The sequence below is a fragment of the Pontimicrobium sp. MEBiC06410 genome (genome assembly GCF_053601615.1).
Genome location: NZ_JBSHNT010000153.1, coordinates 74,934 through 91,155 on the forward strand (window position 1 = coordinate 74,934; position 16,222 = coordinate 91,155).

The 16,222-nt window shown below is 31.3% G+C and carries 17 protein-coding genes; 5 read left to right on the forward strand and 12 right to left on the reverse strand.

Annotated elements, in window-relative coordinates; all coding sequences use genetic code 11:
- From ACVC08_RS10415 to ACVC08_RS10425, 3 genes are read right to left on the reverse strand one after another with little or no spacing between them, the layout of a single operon-like run.
- Positions 1-570, reverse strand: coding sequence for an adenylate kinase family protein (locus ACVC08_RS10415; protein ID WP_452601984.1), 570 nt, complete (start codon positions 568-570; stop codon positions 1-3).
- Between the two features lie 11 nt (positions 571-581).
- Positions 582-1,304, reverse strand: a complete 723-nt coding sequence (locus tag ACVC08_RS10420) for a geranylgeranylglyceryl/heptaprenylglyceryl phosphate synthase (protein ID WP_452597788.1) — start codon at positions 1,302-1,304, stop codon at positions 582-584.
- Between the two features lie 18 nt (positions 1,305-1,322).
- Positions 1,323-1,949 (reverse strand): 4'-phosphopantetheinyl transferase family protein, encoded by a 627-nt coding sequence (locus tag ACVC08_RS10425; RefSeq protein WP_452601985.1) that lies wholly within the window; start codon positions 1,947-1,949, stop codon positions 1,323-1,325.
- 147 nt (positions 1,950-2,096) lie between these two features.
- On the opposite strand from ACVC08_RS10425, the gene ahcY reads away from it, so the two are divergent.
- Positions 2,097-3,413: an adenosylhomocysteinase gene (gene ahcY, locus ACVC08_RS10430; RefSeq protein WP_452601986.1), complete on the forward strand. Its 1,317-nt coding sequence runs from the start codon at positions 2,097-2,099 to the stop codon at positions 3,411-3,413.
- Positions 3,414-3,499: 86 nt separating this feature from the next.
- On the opposite strand, the gene ACVC08_RS10435 is transcribed toward ahcY, so the two are convergent.
- The 4 genes from ACVC08_RS10435 to ACVC08_RS10450 form a co-directional block, all read right to left on the reverse strand.
- Entirely contained in the window at positions 3,500-4,273 is a 774-nt protein-coding gene (locus tag ACVC08_RS10435; RefSeq protein ID WP_452601987.1) for a hypothetical protein, read from the reverse strand.
- 94 nt (positions 4,274-4,367) lie between these two features.
- Positions 4,368-4,628 carry a 50S ribosomal protein L27 gene (gene rpmA, locus ACVC08_RS10440; protein ID WP_013869859.1) on the reverse strand — a complete coding sequence of 87 codons (261 nt, stop codon included), beginning with the start codon at positions 4,626-4,628 and terminating at the stop codon, positions 4,368-4,370.
- 43 nt (positions 4,629-4,671) lie between these two features.
- The gene (gene rplU, locus ACVC08_RS10445) at positions 4,672-5,322 is read right to left on the reverse strand and encodes a 50S ribosomal protein L21 (RefSeq protein WP_452601988.1); all 651 of its coding nucleotides are present in this window, start codon (positions 5,320-5,322) and stop codon (positions 4,672-4,674) included.
- A 76-nt stretch (positions 5,323-5,398) separates the two neighbouring features.
- Positions 5,399-5,851: a DUF4199 domain-containing protein gene (locus ACVC08_RS10450; protein ID WP_452597793.1), complete on the reverse strand. Its 453-nt coding sequence runs from the start codon at positions 5,849-5,851 to the stop codon at positions 5,399-5,401.
- A gap of 197 nt (positions 5,852-6,048) precedes the next feature.
- Between ACVC08_RS10450 and ACVC08_RS10455 the strand changes: the two genes are divergently transcribed.
- Both ACVC08_RS10455 and ACVC08_RS10460 read left to right on the forward strand, forming a co-directional pair.
- Entirely contained in the window at positions 6,049-7,368 is a 1,320-nt protein-coding gene (locus tag ACVC08_RS10455; protein WP_452597794.1) for a M16 family metallopeptidase, read from the forward strand.
- Between the two features lie 19 nt (positions 7,369-7,387).
- A complete protein-coding gene (locus tag ACVC08_RS10460) occupies positions 7,388-9,466 on the forward strand; it encodes an insulinase family protein (protein ID WP_452601989.1) in 2,079 nt (692 codons plus the stop codon).
- Between the two features lie 62 nt (positions 9,467-9,528).
- On the opposite strand, the gene ACVC08_RS10465 is transcribed toward ACVC08_RS10460, so the two are convergent.
- The gene (locus ACVC08_RS10465; protein ID WP_452601990.1) at positions 9,529-10,401 is read right to left on the reverse strand and encodes a DMT family transporter; all 873 of its coding nucleotides are present in this window, start codon (positions 10,399-10,401) and stop codon (positions 9,529-9,531) included.
- A 129-nt stretch (positions 10,402-10,530) separates the two neighbouring features.
- Between ACVC08_RS10465 and ACVC08_RS10470 the strand changes: the two genes are divergently transcribed.
- The gene (locus ACVC08_RS10470) at positions 10,531-11,040 is read left to right on the forward strand and encodes a cation transporter (protein ID WP_452597266.1); all 510 of its coding nucleotides are present in this window, start codon (positions 10,531-10,533) and stop codon (positions 11,038-11,040) included.
- 271 nt (positions 11,041-11,311) lie between these two features.
- Here ACVC08_RS10470 and ACVC08_RS10475 read toward each other — a convergent pair whose 3' ends face one another.
- A complete protein-coding gene (locus ACVC08_RS10475; RefSeq protein ID WP_452601991.1) occupies positions 11,312-11,767 on the reverse strand; it encodes a DUF2750 domain-containing protein in 456 nt (151 codons plus the stop codon).
- Between the two features lie 870 nt (positions 11,768-12,637).
- Between ACVC08_RS10475 and ACVC08_RS10480 the strand changes: the two genes are divergently transcribed.
- Positions 12,638-13,462, forward strand: a complete 825-nt coding sequence (locus ACVC08_RS10480; RefSeq protein WP_452601992.1) for a fibronectin type III domain-containing protein — start codon at positions 12,638-12,640, stop codon at positions 13,460-13,462.
- A gap of 249 nt (positions 13,463-13,711) precedes the next feature.
- On the opposite strand, the gene ACVC08_RS10485 is transcribed toward ACVC08_RS10480, so the two are convergent.
- The 3 genes from ACVC08_RS10485 to ACVC08_RS10495 all read right to left on the reverse strand — a co-directional run bounded on the left by ACVC08_RS10485 (position 13,712) and on the right by ACVC08_RS10495 (position 16,125).
- Positions 13,712-14,206 (reverse strand): VOC family protein, encoded by a 495-nt coding sequence (locus tag ACVC08_RS10485; protein ID WP_452601993.1) that lies wholly within the window; start codon positions 14,204-14,206, stop codon positions 13,712-13,714.
- Between the two features lie 77 nt (positions 14,207-14,283).
- The gene (locus ACVC08_RS10490) at positions 14,284-15,099 is read right to left on the reverse strand and encodes an AraC family transcriptional regulator (RefSeq protein WP_452601994.1); all 816 of its coding nucleotides are present in this window, start codon (positions 15,097-15,099) and stop codon (positions 14,284-14,286) included.
- 120 nt (positions 15,100-15,219) lie between these two features.
- Positions 15,220-16,125, reverse strand: a complete 906-nt coding sequence (locus ACVC08_RS10495; protein ID WP_452601995.1) for an alpha/beta hydrolase — start codon at positions 16,123-16,125, stop codon at positions 15,220-15,222.
- Positions 16,126-16,222 lie beyond the last annotated feature (97 nt).

Sequence of the window (16,222 nt, forward strand, 5' to 3'; positions counted from 1 at the left end):
TTAATCGATTAACTCTCTTTTTATAATTTGGTATATCTCATCAATAGATTTATTCCCATCTAATTCTATTGTTTTAATCCCTTTATTTTTAATATAATTAACAGCAGGAATGGTTGAGTTTTCAAACTCATTAATTCTTGTCATTACTGTATTACTATCCTTATCGTCTTTCCTATTTTCTTCTTTTGCCCGTATTATCGCTCGTTTTAAAAGTTCTTCTTTAGGTACTTTTAAAAAAACTATTTTATCTAAAACGCCTCCATCTTTTTCTATTACATTTATAAGATGCTTTGCCTGTTCGATATTTCTTGGATAACCATCAAATAAAATACCTTTGTCCAATTTATGATTATGATAAAATTTTTCTACAATTTTTGCTACTAAATCATCTGGAGCAAGAAGTCCTTTACTACTATACTCTGAAGCTTTTATACCTAATTCTGTTTTCGCCTCTTTTTCTGCTCTTAAAACATCTCCAGTAGACAAGTGAGTTAATCCGAAATCCTTAATAATTCTTTTGCTTTGCGTGCCTTTACCTGCTAAAGGCGGACCAAAAATTATAACATTCATATTTACTTTTATTACGCCTTTAAAACTTCAAAAAATGCTTCATCTTCCTCAAAAGCAGTTCCTATTACTACTACATCGGCTCCAGCATTATATGTTGCTTTTAATTGTTCTTTAGTTCTAATACCTCCACCTACTATTAATGGGATACTTAATACTTCTTTAGTTGATTTTATAACCTCTAATGGTACTGCTTTTTTTGCTCCACTACCAGCTTCTAAATATATTAGCTGCATCCCTAATAATTCTCCAGCTTTTGCAGTATCTATTATTAACTGCGTATTTCCTCTAGGTAATGGCTTTGTTAAGGTTACACGTTGTACCGCTGTTTCTACACCTCCTTCTATTAATAGATAACCTGTAGGTATAATTTCTAAATCTATTTCTTTTAATTTAGAAACGGCTTTTACATGCTTCCCTATTAAATACTCTGGGTTATCTCCAGATAACAGAGACAAAAATAAAAGAGCATTTGCATCTTTAGATATTTGAGTAACATCACCAGGGAATAAAACAATTGGTAAACTTGTTAAAGGTTTTAGTTCCTTTACAAAAACCTGAGTAACTTGATCTTTAACCGTACTACCTCCAACAAAAATATGAGTTGCAATAGAGGCATTAACTTTCTTTATAAATTTAGGCAAGGCATTTACCTCCATTTTATCTGGATCTATTAATACAGCAAGTAACTTTCTTTTTTTTGCGGTTTCTTTTATATTTTGAAGAACGTCTTTCATTTACACCTTTACAATATATTAGCCTAGAGCATACGCACAGGTAAATCCTTCAAACTCTAAAAACTCAGTATCATAACGTTTTTTTGCTCCTTTATAGTCTATCCAGGCTACCGTTTTGCCTTCTTCTATTGTAAAGGGAATTACAAGAAAATTCTCTTTAAATAACATGCCAGGGGTAGCAAATAGTTTGTATAACGATTCTTTTATGCCCCAAATTACAGTTAATTTATTTATGTATTCTGGGTCTGTATCTTTTAAATATTCAAATTCGTATATTATAAACTTCTTAGCAATAATGGCTATTTTATCTCTCTGTTTTTCAATATCAATACCAACTTCATTATCACTAATTATAACTCCAGAAAACGTAAAAGAATGTGTTATAGAAATGTGTTTGCCATCTTTTAAATGTGGCTTACCATTTTTATCGTAAAATAAATCGGTGTCTGTATAACCAAATTCTGCCAATAAATGCCTTACACTTAAAAAACCGCGCTGATGCAATTCGCTTTTCATTCCTAAAACGCGTGCTTCACTTTCTGGTTTTAAAGTTAATGGTGTAAGGAGTTCCTTGTAAGTCTCTGTAATCTTCCAGATTTTAACAGTAGTTTGTGAATTAGGATGCAGGGTTTTGTAAACAGGCATTTAATATTCTGATAGTTATTGATTATCTTTGCACTCTTAAATTGAAAACAAATATACAATTATGAACTATAAGCAATGTTGGTTTTAAAGACAATAATTTAAAAACTACATAATAACATAATTGTAAAAACGAATAAAAATTTAAAAATGAGTACAAAAACTATTGCTTACGTACCTAATAAGGTAAAAGATATGTCTCTAGCGGCATGGGGTAGAAAGGAAATTAATTTAGCTGAAGCAGAAATGCCTGGGTTAATGAGTTTACGTGAAGAGTATAAAGACTCTCAACCTTTAAAAGGTGCACGTATTGCAGGATGTTTACATATGACAATACAAACTGCTGTTTTAATAGAAACGTTACAAGCTTTAGGTGCAGAAGTTACATGGAGTTCTTGTAATATTTTCTCTACACAAGATCAAGCTGCTGCTGCTATTGCTGCTGCTGGAACTGCTGTGTATGCATGGAAAGACATGACAGAAGAAGAGTTTGACTGGTGTATTGAACAAACCTTATTTTTTGGAGAAGACCGTAAGCCTTTAAACATGATTTTAGATGATGGAGGTGATTTAACTAATATGGTTTTAGATAAGTATCCAGAATTAGCAGCAGGAATTAATGGTTTATCTGAAGAAACAACGACTGGTGTACATAGATTATACGAGCGTGTAAAAAATGGAACATTACCAATGCCAGCCATTAATGTAAACGATAGTGTTACTAAATCTAAATTCGATAACAAATACGGTTGTAAAGAAAGTGCTGTAGATGCTATTCGTCGTGCAACAGATATTATGTTAGCAGGAAAGCGTGTAACAGTTTGTGGTTATGGAGATGTTGGTAAAGGTACTGCCGCTTCTTTTAAAGGTGCAGGAAGTATTGTAACTGTTACAGAAATTGATCCTATTTGTGCTTTACAAGCAGCTATGGATGGTTTTGAAGTAAAACGTTTAGAAACTGTTGTTGGTAACTCTGATATTATTATTACTACTACTGGTAATAAAGATATTGTACAAGGTCGTCATTTTGAGGCTATGAAAGATAAAACTATTGTTTGTAACATTGGTCACTTTGATAACGAAATAGATATGGCTTGGTTAAACGGTAACTTTGGTGATACTAAAGATACTATTAAGCCACAAGTTGATAAATATAATGTTAACGGTAATGATATTATTATTCTAGCTGAAGGACGTTTAGTAAACTTAGGCTGTGCAACAGGACACCCTAGTTTTGTAATGAGTAACTCATTCACTAACCAAACGTTAGCACAAATAGAACTTTGGAACAATGTTGAAAACTATAAAAATGAAGTATACATGTTACCAAAGCATTTAGATGAAAAAGTAGCAAAATTACACTTAGCTAAAATAGGAGTTGAATTAACAGAACTTCGTGAAGAGCAAGCAGAATATATTGGTGTAACGGTTGAAGGACCTTACAAGCCAGAACATTACAGATACTAATAAATTGGTTTCTGTTTTTCTATTAGCATAGAAAAATCATAAATTAAAATAAGTGTTATAAGCCCTTACAGAAATGTAAGGGTTTTTTAATTATATCCAGTTACTAACAGGCCTCTAGCCCCTCTAATACCACATTTTTGGTATTTATTATAAGCTTGGGCAGCGCGCGCTCTAATTTCATTATCGGTTTCATTTAAAACCCAACCCTCTATTGCTGCTTTAAGCGTATAGGCTTCTGGAGCCATTAAACCAGTTGTCCATACCAAAGGCTTAGATTTTGTTTGCTCTAAGTATGGCTTAAAATAAGTTTTACTAATGCAAGCTAGAATTATAGCTTCTCTTTTATTTGTATTTAATGGTTTAAAATTACCCTCTACACTAAATTCCATTAAACCATCATGACCTACATAAGCTAAAAGGTTAGAACTACCACCAAACAGTAATTTTTGGTTGTTATATGCTATTGTAATTGTATTATGCCCTGCATTAGCCTCTAAGAAGCTTGTTATTGTATGTTTTATAAATTTACCATCGTAAGCATCTGCCAACAAATACGTATTAGAATTATTATGTTTAAACAATAAGCGTTCTAAAATATAAGTTTCAGGGTTTAACTGCGATGAAACTAAAGTCCAATCTATACTGCGTTTAAAATAGCTTTTAACCCCATATAAAGCGCCCCAATACAAATTATTATTTGCATTCTGTCCATTACCTAACTTTTTAGGTACTGGAACAATCCCTTGATTTGCATTATCACAAAGCGCGACAAAAACGTGAATGGTTTTTATATTACTCTTATCTTGACTAAAGGTTGTATTTACATTAAGTAGAATGTATAGCAGTATGAGTTTTTTCATTTAAACACAACGAAGACAATTAAAGTTTATTGTAAAAACAAACCCCCATTCCAAATTTGGAATGAGGGTTTTAATATCTAAAAAGAAATTATTTCTAAGCTTCGAAAGGCTCTATAGAAACGTAAGATTTATTATCTTTTTTCTTTGTAAATTTTACTAGACCGTCAACTTTAGCATGTAAAGTATGATCTTTCCCTTGGTATACATTTTCACCTGGGTGGTGTGTATTACCTCTTTGTCTTATGATGATGTTCCCAGCAATAGCAGCTTGTCCACCAAAAATCTTAACACCTAAACGTTTCGATTCTGATTCTCTACCATTCTTAGAACTACCTACTCCTTTTTTATGAGCCATTGTCTTAAGGTTTTATATTGTTAAACTTAAACGGTTTTGCTAATTAAGCTTTTCCGCCATCTAATTCGTCTTGCCATTTCTTTAACTCATCCCACTTACCATCAGCAGCTAGTTGAGCTTGTGCTGGCCAAGTATCAGTTACGTGGTTTCCACGAACATCTGCAATGATTTCAGAAATCTTTGCGGCATCAGTTTTTGCTAAATCAGCAAATGTTGCTATACCAGCTTCTACTAATGTTGATGCAATTTTTGGTCCAATACCTTCAATTTTCTTTAAATCGTCAGTTTTTCCTGTTGCTTTCTTAGCAGCCTTCTTAGTTTCAGCTTTTGGCTCTGCTTTTTTAGTTTCTTTCTTTGGAGCAGCTTTTGCTGGCTTTGCTCCTGAAGCTACGATGCTTTCAATTACGATTTCAGTTAAGGCTTGTCTGTGACCGTTTTTAACACGGTAACCTTTTCTTCTTTTCTTTTTGAAAACGATAACTTTATCACCTTTAAGGTGCTTTAAGACTTTAGCACTTACTTGTGCTCCGTCTATAGCTGGGGCGCCTACAGTTACATTGCTACCATCTGCAACTAAAAGTACATTATCAAAAGATACTGCCTTTCCTTCTTCTGTTGCTAAACGATTAACAAAAACTTTTTGGTCTTTTTCAACTTTAAATTGATGCCCTGCTATCTCTACAATTGCGTACATAGCGTAATGTTTGTTAATTAATTTTGTTCAAAAAATGAGTGCAAATATACTGCTAATTAATTAATCTACAAACGTTTTATGCTTTTTGAGCAATATTTCTGCTCTTTTTTAAAAGTTGCATACTATTAAGGGTTAAAACAACTGTAGTTGCAAAGCCCATAATAGCCACTACAAAAGTAACTAAACCTATACCTACATTATAATCTCCCTTAAAAACAACTAACAAGTTAGACAAAAATGAAGGCTCAACTTCGGTTGCATAAAACAAAAAGAAAACTGTAAAAATTAAAGTAGCTAAAAAGCCTGAAACAATGCCTGTTGTAAAACCAGCAGAGTACGAAAATTTATCGCCTAGCTCTAATTTATTATATCTAATGGCTTCGTAAATTCCAAAACCTACAATAATACCATTAAACAAACTAAAAACAGGCTTGGTATGTAAACCAAATAATGATAATATTAAAAAGAAGGCTATTAAACACCCACTTATTACTATCCCCAACCTAATGGGAAGCGCTAACTTCTTCATAATGAATATTTTTAAAAGGTTAGTAATTCACTTAAATATCGGAAAAAAATTGTGTAAAACCCGTAATTTTATGTTAATTTTTAGCGTATTAACTAGCATAAAACCGTTTGTGATTGTTATTTTTGTTACTTAAGTCTGTAACATTTTATAACTATTACAGACATACTTGAAATATGATCATAAAAAACAATCTCAAAATGAAAAAAAATTTATTCTCATTAGCGGCTTTGCTATTGGCTGGATTTACAGCTACTGCGCAAGAAGTTAAGTTTGAAGAGTATGATTTAGATAACGGTATGCACGTTATTTTGCATCAGGATAATTCAGCTCCAGTTGTAACAACCTCGGTAATGTATCACGTTGGCGCTAAAGATGAAAACCCAGAACGCACAGGCTTTGCTCACTTTTTTGAGCACTTATTGTTTGAAGGCACAAAAAACATAGAACGCGGTAAATGGTTTTCTATAGTATCCTCTAATGGAGGAAATAACAATGCGAATACTACAGATGATAGAACTTATTATTACGAAGTATTTCCTTCTAATAATGTAGAATTAGGGCTATGGTTAGAATCAGAACGATTAATGCACCCAATTATCAATCAAATTGGTGTAGACACTCAAAATGAAGTTGTAAAAGAAGAAAAACGCCAAAATGTAGATAATAGACCTTACGGTAATATTATAGCCGAAATTAAGCAATACATGTTTAAGAAGCATCCATATAAAGGCACTACAATTGGTAAAATGGAACACTTAGATGCTGCTACATTAGAAGAATTCCAGGCATTTAACAAAAAATTCTACGTTCCAAATAATGCTGTTCTTGTAGTTGCTGGAGATATTGATGTTCCTGCTGTTAAAAAAATGATTAAAGATTATTTTGGGCCAATTCCTAGAGGAAAAGATATTGTTAGAAATTTCCCAAAAGAAGACCCAATTACAGAACCTATTAGAGCAAAAGCTTATGATAATAATATTCAAATCCCAGCAGTTATAGCTGCATATAGAACACCCTCTTTTAAAGAACGAGATGCTTATGTTTTAGACATGATATCTAGTTATTTAAGTGATGGTAAAACCTCTAAACTGTATAAAAAACTAGTAGATGATAAAAAAATGGCTTTACAAGTAGCCGCTGTTAATCTTAGCCAAGAAGATTATGGTACTTATGCATTATTTGCTTTACCTCATGGAGAGGTTAGTTTAGATGATTTAGTTAAAGAAATGGACGAAGAAGTAGTTAAAGTTCAAAATGAATTAATTTCTGAAAAAGACTATCAAAAACTTCAAAACAAGTTTGAAAACCAATTCGTGAACTCTAATTCTAGTATTGAAGGCATTGCTAATTCATTAGCACGTTACTATATGTTATATGGAGATGTAAACTTAATTAACAATCAAATTGACATTTACAGATCTATTACAAGAGAAGAAATGCAAGCAGTTGCTAAAAAGTATTTAAATCCAAATCAACGTCTTATTTTAGAATATTTACCTAAAAAAGATGAAAATTAAAAATATTAAAAACGTACAAATGAAGACTAAAATAACTGCAGTAATAGTATTGTTTTTATTATCAATTTCTGCCTCGGCACAAGTTGATAGGTCAAAACAACCTAAACCTGGACCAGCACCAACAATTACCTTAGAAAAGCCAGGAGAATTCGAACTTAAAAACGGACTTAAGGTATTAGTTGTAGAAAATCATAAATTACCTCGAGTTTCTTACAGCCTTACTATAGATAATAAACCAATTGTAGAAGGAGATATCGCTGGAGTTTCCAGTATTCTAGGAGCCATGCTAGGGAATGGAACTACTAATATTTCTAAAGATGAATTTAATGAAGAAATTGACTTTTTAGGTGCTAGACTAGGATTTAGTTCGCAAAGTGCTTCTGCTTCTTCTCTAACTAAATACTCTGAGCGTATTTTAGAGCTTATGGCTGATGCCGCAATAAACCCATTATTAACTGAAGAAGAGTTTCAAAAAGAAAAAGATAAAGTTTTAGAAAACATTAAATCTAGCGCTAAAAGTTCAGATGTTGTAGCTGGTAGAGTTGGAAGAGCATTATCATTTGGAGTTAAACATGCAAATGGTGAATTCGTAACAGAAGAGACATTACAAAATATTACATTAAAAGATGTTGTAAGCTATTACAGAAGATATTTTACTCCTAAAAATGCTTATTTGGTTGTTGTAGGTGATGTAGATTTTAGAACTGTTAAAAAGCAAATAAAAAAATATTTTGCTAGCTGGGATACTATGGTAGAAGTACAAACAACTGTTTTACCTCCAAAAGCAAATGTAAAATACACGCAAATTAATTTTGTAGACATGCCAAATGCGGTACAATCTAATATATCCTTAACAAACAATGTGCCCTTAAAAATGAATGATGAAGATTTTTTTGGAGCAAAAATTGCTAACTATATTTTAGGTGGTGGTGGTGAAGGTTATTTATTTTTAAACCTTCGTGAAGACAAAGCCTATACTTACGGATCTTATTCTAGTTTAGGTACAGACAAATATGGAGCAGCAAGATTTAATGCTTTTGCTAAAGTAAGAAATACCGTAACAGACAGTGCAGTTGTTGAAATATTAAAAGAAGTTAACAGAATTAAAACTGAAACTGTTTCAGTAAAAGATCTTAATAACGCAAAAGCAAAATATGTTGGTAGCTTTGTGTTAGCACTAGAGCGCCCAGAAACAATAGCTCGCTACGCTTTAAATATTAAAAAGAATAATTTACCTGAGGATTTCTATACAACTTATCTTAAAAAGGTTAATGCAGTAACTGCAGACGATGTAAAACGTGCTGCAAATAAATACTTTACCTCAGAAAATGCAAGAATAGTTGTAGTTGGTAAAGGTAGTGATGTATTAGAAAACCTTGAAAAAACAGGAATTCCAATTAAATACTACGACAAATACGCTAAGCCTGTAGACAAACCTGTATATTCTAAACCTATTCCTAAAGGAGTAACTGCACAAACTGTAATAAGTGACTATATTAAAGCTGTAGGTGGAGAAGCGAAATTAAAAACTGTTAAAACAGTATTAACAAATGCAGACGTTACAATTGCAGGCGCACCATTCTCTCCAAAAGCAATAATTAAAGCTATGGCACCAAATAAAATTTCTATGGAAATGGTTGCCGAAGGTATGGGCACATTAATGAAGCGTAAGTTTGATGGCGCTAATGGATACCAAGAACAAATGGGACGTAAAGTACCAATGAGTGAAAAAGAATTAGATAAACAAAAATCTACAAAAGGGTTATTTCCAGAATTATATTATAATGAGTCTAACATTTCATTAGAAAGTTCAACTACTATTGATGGTGTTGATGTATACAAAATAAAAGTAACAGAAGGAGAGGATGTATCTTATAGATACTACAGTGTAGAAAATGGTTTATTAGTACAATCTGAGTCTACATCAGAGGCACAAGGACAATCCATGACTACTATAGAAAATGTATCCGATTACAAATCTGTAGATGGCATTAAATTTCCTTACACTCAAAAAATAACAGTAGGTCCACAAGTTATTACTTTACAATCTACCGATGTTAAAATCAACGAAGGTGTAACCGAAGAAGATTTTAATTAATCTATAAATAAATTTATATCTATAAAAAAACCGAAGTTTATCACTTCGGTTTTTTTTATCTTTTACTTTTTATTAGCTAAATACACACCTATTAAAATAATTAGCGTTGCAAAACCTTGTAATACACTAAATTCTTCTCCATCTATAAGCCCCCAACCTAAAGCTACAACAGGCATTATGTAAGTTACAGAAGAAGCAAATACAGGTGTAGAAATTTGCACCAACCTATTAAATAATACTTTTGCTAAAGCTGTACCAAACAAAGATAAAATAGTAACATATAATAACGCTATTTTTAAATTCTCATTACCAAGGGTTACTTCAGTAAAAAAACCAGTAAATATTAATACTATAAATGCAGGAACCATAATAGGCATAAAATTACCAACTGCTATAGTTAATGGTTTTACATCTTGTAAATAACGCTTAATAATATTTACATTAATAGCATACATTAATGTAGAAACTATAACAAAACCAGCATATAAATAATTTTGATTAGGATTTAAATTTGCGCCTTTTAATATTAAAATAGCAGTACCAATAAAACCAATAATAACTCCTAATATCTGCCGTTTACTTGTCCCTATTTTAAAGATAGCAAGCCCCATTAATATTGTGTTTAACGGTACTAACGAGTTTAAAATAGAGGCTATAGCGCTATCTATTTCGGTTTCGGCAATAGCAAAGAAAAAAGCAGGAAAAAAAGAAGCTATAAAACCAGAAATAGTAATCCATTTCCAATCTTTTTTACTAATTGTTTTAATTCGTCTATAACCAATAACTAACAAAAACAACCCAGTTATTATTACTCTTAAGGCTCCTAATTGATATGCAGTTAAACCTAATAAAGATTTTTTTATGAGTATAAAAGAAGTTCCCCAAATTAGCGAAAGCAACAGTAAATACCCCCATTTATAATTTTTGTTAGGCATGATGACTCGTTTAGTTATGCAAAAATGGAATTATTAACGCAATAAATAGATATAATTATTAATTTTGTAATCTATATTTTAATAATTAAATTCTATTGTAACCATACTATAGAATAAAAACAATAATTTATGAAAGCATTAAAAAACATATTAGCCATTGCAATATTAACTTTAGTTACTTTTAACTGTAAAAATGAAGCAACTCAACCTGAAGTTAAAACTGTTGAAACTAACGTTAAGGTAGAAACTAAAAAAGCAACTTTAGACCCTAATGCAACTTATGCTAAAGCCGAATTTAAAATTGAAGGTATGACGTGCGCTATGGGGTGCGCTAAGACTATTGAAAAGAAAATGGCTAAAATGGAAGGTGTAAAGTCTGCGGTTGTAGATTTCGACAGACAACTAGCAATGGTCGAGTATGACAACGCAAAAGTAACACCTGTTTCTTTGGAAAAAACTGTTACTAGTGTTGCAGACACTTATAAAGTAAAGGACATGAAAACTGTAGATGCTTTTTCTAAAAAAGAATGTAAAACCGATTGCAAAAAAGAATGTTGTAAAAACAAAACGGAAGCAGAGAAAAAAGCATGTGCTAAAGATTGCAAAAAAGCATGTTGTACTAAAGTTGAAAAGGCTTAATTAAAAATATACTTTGTGAACAAAAAAGGATTCGAAAAACGAATCCTTTTTTTGTTGTAATTGTGCCCTATGTCTTTTCTTTTGTCCTGTATTTTGTTACAAGTTCCAAATTATTAAACAAAACAACTTGTTTTTACAGCGTATAAGCATCTTTTAAAGAATCTAAAATTTAACTTAATGTACTTTAAAAAAGACAGAATTCTCTTAAAAGAGACTTGTAGAAAATTATAGACATGTACAACGGTTACCAGTATTATCTGCTGGCTTTTTATCATTCCATTATTTCTTTGACTTGAGTTTCTAAGTCCTCAATCCCATTAAACTTTCGAAAATTCAAATCCTTTCCGATTGATTTTAATTCAGTCGATAAGTCTACTATTAATTCCAAAGGTTCTGCTTCAAATCCGAACATATTTTGGTCAAATTGTGTTCCAATTAAAAGTCCGTCATTTTCCATTCTAACACACCAGTTTTCCATAAATTCAGATAGAGATATTTCAGTCGACTCATAATTTTTCCACCTGCCTTTTACGCAAGACTTTGCTCTTGCCTTTTCAGCCCAAAAACAAATCATTCCAACAGGCTCTCCATCTTCGTCATCATAATGGACTGAACTTGAAGTTGCAAATCCTTTTTTATTTTTCAGTACGTAAACTGTTTCGGTTTCACATACTGTTTTTATAAACTTCTTGTGTCGGTTTTTAACTGTTATATGATTTTGGAACATAGTTTTTCAGTTTACAGGTAACGGTTTGGCTATGCGTAGTACGGGGTTTGAATAAACTAAATTTTCAAATAAGCACTTAGCCAAAACTTTTTATTTTGTTTTATCTTTTTCATTTTAAAGCCAAATCAAAAGATTTGGCGGATTTGGTTTAAAAGCACTAAACTTTGGGATAAGCACCAAAACCCGTATTAATTATAACCATTGTTAGCTTTTCGTTATTTTTAATTAATTCCCTGAGGTAAATCTATTGTTTCAAGAATTTTCAGAGCATTTTCTTCAACAAATGGTTTAGAACTTTCTTTGGACTTTCATCCATTCAAATTAAAATATCTAATGAGTTCAGCTATTACCGCAGGTCGATTCAAATTAACTTCAATGTGTTCAGTTTGTGGTTTCTTATCAGCTCTGGGCTTAGATAGCCAAGTCACACCTTCATCAGGATATCCAACATACCATTTCTCTTTTTCAATATCAGTTTCTACGATTATATTATCTTCTTCTCTAAATGATAACAGAAGCGGTGATTTTTTGAATCCTTCAAGATATATAGTCACCTTTTCAACACATTCAGAGTGTTTAAATTCAGTTAAATGATGATGTCCTCGTTTTCATAAATAAGTTTCATCATTCACTTTAATTTTCCTTAATTTATTTTTCATTCATCTTTGTCTTAATAAAAGCCAACCCGACGAGGGCTATTATGTATAGTTAGTTGCGTGTTTCAACAACTAATTTAGTAAACAAAAACGAATGCGAGAAAATTCCGAAGGAATTTTCAAAATAGGCAACGACCAAAATTAATTATACACACTGTTGGCATATGTTTTTTAATTTATTTAGATTTGACAACACTAATTTTAATCTTTTAAAATGAATAAAATATTTTCCTTTTTATTTATCGCTTTTGCTTTTTGTTCATGTAGTGATGACAGTTCTGATTCGTCAAATGATGATACTCAGGATACCCAAGTTTATGATGCTCCTAATGTAAGATCTTATGCAACTTATAGAACAACGAACTCCATAACTATGAATGGATTTATTGATCATTCTCAAGTAACTTTCTCTGAACCTGATACTTACAAAGTAGGTTTTATTCTCAGAACTGGAGATCCAAATGATTCAAGTAATGATCAAATAATTGAACTTGAAGGTGAAGTTGATTATTATAATGGATTCTATAATTTTAACCACTTCATGGATGGATTAGAGCCAAATACTACTTATTATTATACGGCATTTACAAGAAATGGTGATAGTAAAGAAGATGATTGGGAAGAATTTACTACTTCTAGTTTTCCTTGTTCATATGTACAGGATAATTATTACAGTATTAATGGTACGTGGTATACCGCATCTAATCCAGAATTATTAGAACCAATTTGCTGTGATGAAGGAAATGTAGGGATTAGATTTGGAAATTGGCCAAATATATTTGAAGTGAGTTTTAATGAGTTGGATAATGGAAACCCGATTACAGCTCAATATTTTGGTGTAGATTACATGTTTGACATTTCTTACTTAGAAAGAGAGTTAACAAAATCTACAAATCAAGTATTGATTGGAAACAGTTCTACACCTGAAACCGAGGTGTTTGTTGAGAATAATAACCAAATCCTTACTATAATATTCTGTAATACTGTTCTAAGAAATGGTGATGTTTTAAATGGAAAAATTTCCGTAGATCTTCCTTAAAACTTACGTTGTATTTCTAGATGTTTTTAAGTATGAATAATTCATTCTTAAAAAATATGATTCTTTTATTGTAATGTATGCCAACAGCCTTATATATGGCTTGTAACGTGTAAATTAGAAAATTATTTTCGGATTTGCCACAAGCCAGGTTTTTAAATTTGGCGACTTTCTAAATATGTCTTAATTACAATTAAACAACTAACTAGCTATGAATTACATACGTTGTTATGCGTTCGTTCTTTTCTCTGTTTAGTTTGGAGAATGCAGCCCAATTTTATTCCCTTCTGAGTCAATAAATAGTGCGTAATAACCACTTTCATCTGCGTGAAGTGACTTTGGAACAATTATTTTCCCTCCATTTTTCTCAACTTTATCAAGAATAATTTGAAGGTTAGCTCCACCGTTTAAATATATAGTAACACCGTTAGATGAAGGTTTATAGCCTTCTGCTCTAATAATAACTCCTGTAACTACCTGTTCTTCATAAGGAAATATTCCCATTTCCATTTCAGGCATTGTCATTTTCTCAATGTTAATGTCCAAAATTGCTTCATAAAAATTTACTGCGCTTGAAATATCTGTTGCAGGAATTTCAAAAATTGAAATATGACTTTTCATTTCTTTTGTTTTTTGATTAATATTGGATTCTACCGAAATAGTATCGGTTTTAGATTTGTTTTGGTTATTACAAGCTGTAATGCTAAGAGAAAGAATTAAGGCTGTACAAAATATGGATTTTTTCATTATTGTCCTGTTTGTATTGACAAGACAAATTTAGATTACGATCAAATACCAAAATTGTAAAAATGCGACACAAAAGGCTATCTATAGAAAAGAGTAGAAAGCGTCATATTTTCATTACCTATAAAGTCTTTTGGGTTAATACCAGTAAACTCCTTAAAGTCTTTTATAAAATGGGCTTGGTCAAAATATTTACTTTGGTATGCAATTTGGGTCAGATTATCCGCCTTTTTGTTCAGCAACATTTTTAATGCAGTTTGTAATCGGATTACTTTACCCAACTGTTTTGGACTAACACCAATTTGTTTTTTAAAATTTCTTTCTAGTTGCCTCCGCTTTGATAAATCTTCTTTAAGAATTTCGCTTATAGAAGCACTGCCTTTTGTTGCTAAAAGGGCATCAATAGTAGCTTTTACAATATTATCTATTGTCGTTTTTTCATTTAACTTATCTAAAAGAAAATTTTCAATTATTTCTATTCGCTCGCTAGTATTAGCTGCCTCAATAATTTTTTCCTCCAATTGGTTTGCGGTATGCACTCCAAACAATAATTCTAACGGTGTTTCTTTATTTGCTAAATTTTTAATAGGCATAGTAACAAAATTGGCAAAACCATAAGGATAAAAACTAATTGCAAAAGTGTTTACATAGCCTGTTGGTTCTATATAAAATGGCTCAATCGTTTGTCCAAGAACCATTGCTCGGGGTTGCAGTATAAATCTATTTTGCGAAGTATAACGCTTTATATCGTCTCCTAAAATAAATGCCATTTCTATACAACCATCGGGTATAATTCGTTGTCTTTTCGAATCGTTTTCGGCAGGAACTTCCAAAGTCCAATAACAACTTACAAGAGATTCTAAATCTGTATTGGGTTGGAATGTTTGATAGTTCATAGATAGATTAAGTGTTTTTTTTGAATAACACAAAACGTGTTCCTATACGGTTAGTTACATTGCTAGAACTAAGTTAGCGAAAGAAAACGAACAATTAACTATACAAATTGTTGGTAATAGTTATTTTCGATATAAATACAATAATCCATCATAAATTGCTCTTGATAAAACTGAGTGATGATTAGTATTTTTAATTGGATCAAATTTATAATTCAAGTTTTCAAGCTCTAATTTTGTAATAATTTTACTTAAATTATTGTTTGAGGTTTTTATTCCATTTATTTCTTCTCCACCATAACTATGATAAAGTTTTATTTCACTTTTTGATTTTTCCAATTTTGAAAAATTTCCTTTATCAACTAATTCGAACGAATTCCATGATAGTGATGCAGATATTAATAGTAAGTCTTGGAATAATTCGGGACGATTTTGTAAAGCATAAAACCCAAAAAGCCCTCCGAAAGAATGCCCAAGTAACCCTCTTCGCTTATTCAAATTAGGATATTTTTTTTCTATAAATTCAATTACTTCATTTTCTAGAAAGTTCAAAAATAAATTTGCTCCTCCTGTATTTTCTTCAGTTAGTTGATGCCCACCTCCTGTTTTGAGAGTAATTTTAATGTTGTTTTCTGGGTTTGATTTTTTTAAATCTTCTAAAAGTCCTAAATTTTTAAATGGTGAAGGGGTAAAGTCCATATCTCTTTGTTTATGCCAATCTTTTTCATTACCATTTAATGAAATTCCCACAAAAACAACATTTTCAACATAATCACAAAAATCTAGTATAGTATATGAGCCAAGAGTAATTTCGGTTAGCCAATACGCATCCAAATAGTAAAGTGTTTTGTACTTTTTATCTGAACTGTAATTTCTTGGAAAAGTTACTTTTAGTATATATTCATCTTTATCTTGTGAAGATATTTTATGGTTTTCTGTTTTATATCCTAATTCAGTTTCTTGTCCAAAAACATTTAGAAACATTATTAAAAAACCTATTAAAGCAATTTTATGTCTATTATTTGTCATTCTTTTTAATTATTGCCAATGTATTTGTATATGGTTTGTGCGTGTTTTAAGCACCTAATTTAGCAAATACAAACCGAATAGAAAATCTGCAAGGATT

Excerpts from the sequence above, each read along its gene's own strand:
- ACVC08_RS10415 (WP_452601984.1), bottom strand. The coding sequence starts at position 570 with ATGAATGTTATAATTTTTGGTCCGCCTTTAGCAGGTAAAGGCACGCAA.
- ACVC08_RS10420 (WP_452597788.1), bottom strand. The coding sequence starts at position 1,304 with ATGAAAGACGTTCTTCAAAATATAAAAGAAACCGCAAAAAAAAGAAAG.
- ACVC08_RS10425 (WP_452601985.1), bottom strand. The coding sequence starts at position 1,949 with ATGCCTGTTTACAAAACCCTGCATCCTAATTCACAAACTACTGTTAAA.
- ahcY (WP_452601986.1), top strand. The coding sequence starts at position 2,097 with ATGAGTACAAAAACTATTGCTTACGTACCTAATAAGGTAAAAGATATG.
- ACVC08_RS10435 (WP_452601987.1), bottom strand. The coding sequence starts at position 4,273 with ATGAAAAAACTCATACTGCTATACATTCTACTTAATGTAAATACAACC.
- rpmA (WP_013869859.1), bottom strand. The coding sequence starts at position 4,628 with ATGGCTCATAAAAAAGGAGTAGGTAGTTCTAAGAATGGTAGAGAATCA.
- rplU (WP_452601988.1), bottom strand. The coding sequence starts at position 5,322 with ATGTACGCAATTGTAGAGATAGCAGGGCATCAATTTAAAGTTGAAAAA.
- ACVC08_RS10450 (WP_452597793.1), bottom strand. The coding sequence starts at position 5,851 with ATGAAGAAGTTAGCGCTTCCCATTAGGTTGGGGATAGTAATAAGTGGG.
- ACVC08_RS10455 (WP_452597794.1), top strand. The coding sequence starts at position 6,049 with ATGAAAAAAAATTTATTCTCATTAGCGGCTTTGCTATTGGCTGGATTT.
- ACVC08_RS10460 (WP_452601989.1), top strand. The coding sequence starts at position 7,388 with ATGAAGACTAAAATAACTGCAGTAATAGTATTGTTTTTATTATCAATT.
- ACVC08_RS10465 (WP_452601990.1), bottom strand. The coding sequence starts at position 10,401 with ATGCCTAACAAAAATTATAAATGGGGGTATTTACTGTTGCTTTCGCTA.
- ACVC08_RS10470 (WP_452597266.1), top strand. The coding sequence starts at position 10,531 with ATGAAAGCATTAAAAAACATATTAGCCATTGCAATATTAACTTTAGTT.
- ACVC08_RS10475 (WP_452601991.1), bottom strand. The coding sequence starts at position 11,767 with ATGTTCCAAAATCATATAACAGTTAAAAACCGACACAAGAAGTTTATA.
- ACVC08_RS10480 (WP_452601992.1), top strand. The coding sequence starts at position 12,638 with ATGAATAAAATATTTTCCTTTTTATTTATCGCTTTTGCTTTTTGTTCA.
- ACVC08_RS10485 (WP_452601993.1), bottom strand. The coding sequence starts at position 14,206 with ATGAAAAAATCCATATTTTGTACAGCCTTAATTCTTTCTCTTAGCATT.
- ACVC08_RS10490 (WP_452601994.1), bottom strand. The coding sequence starts at position 15,099 with ATGAACTATCAAACATTCCAACCCAATACAGATTTAGAATCTCTTGTA.
- ACVC08_RS10495 (WP_452601995.1), bottom strand. The coding sequence starts at position 16,125 with ATGACAAATAATAGACATAAAATTGCTTTAATAGGTTTTTTAATAATG.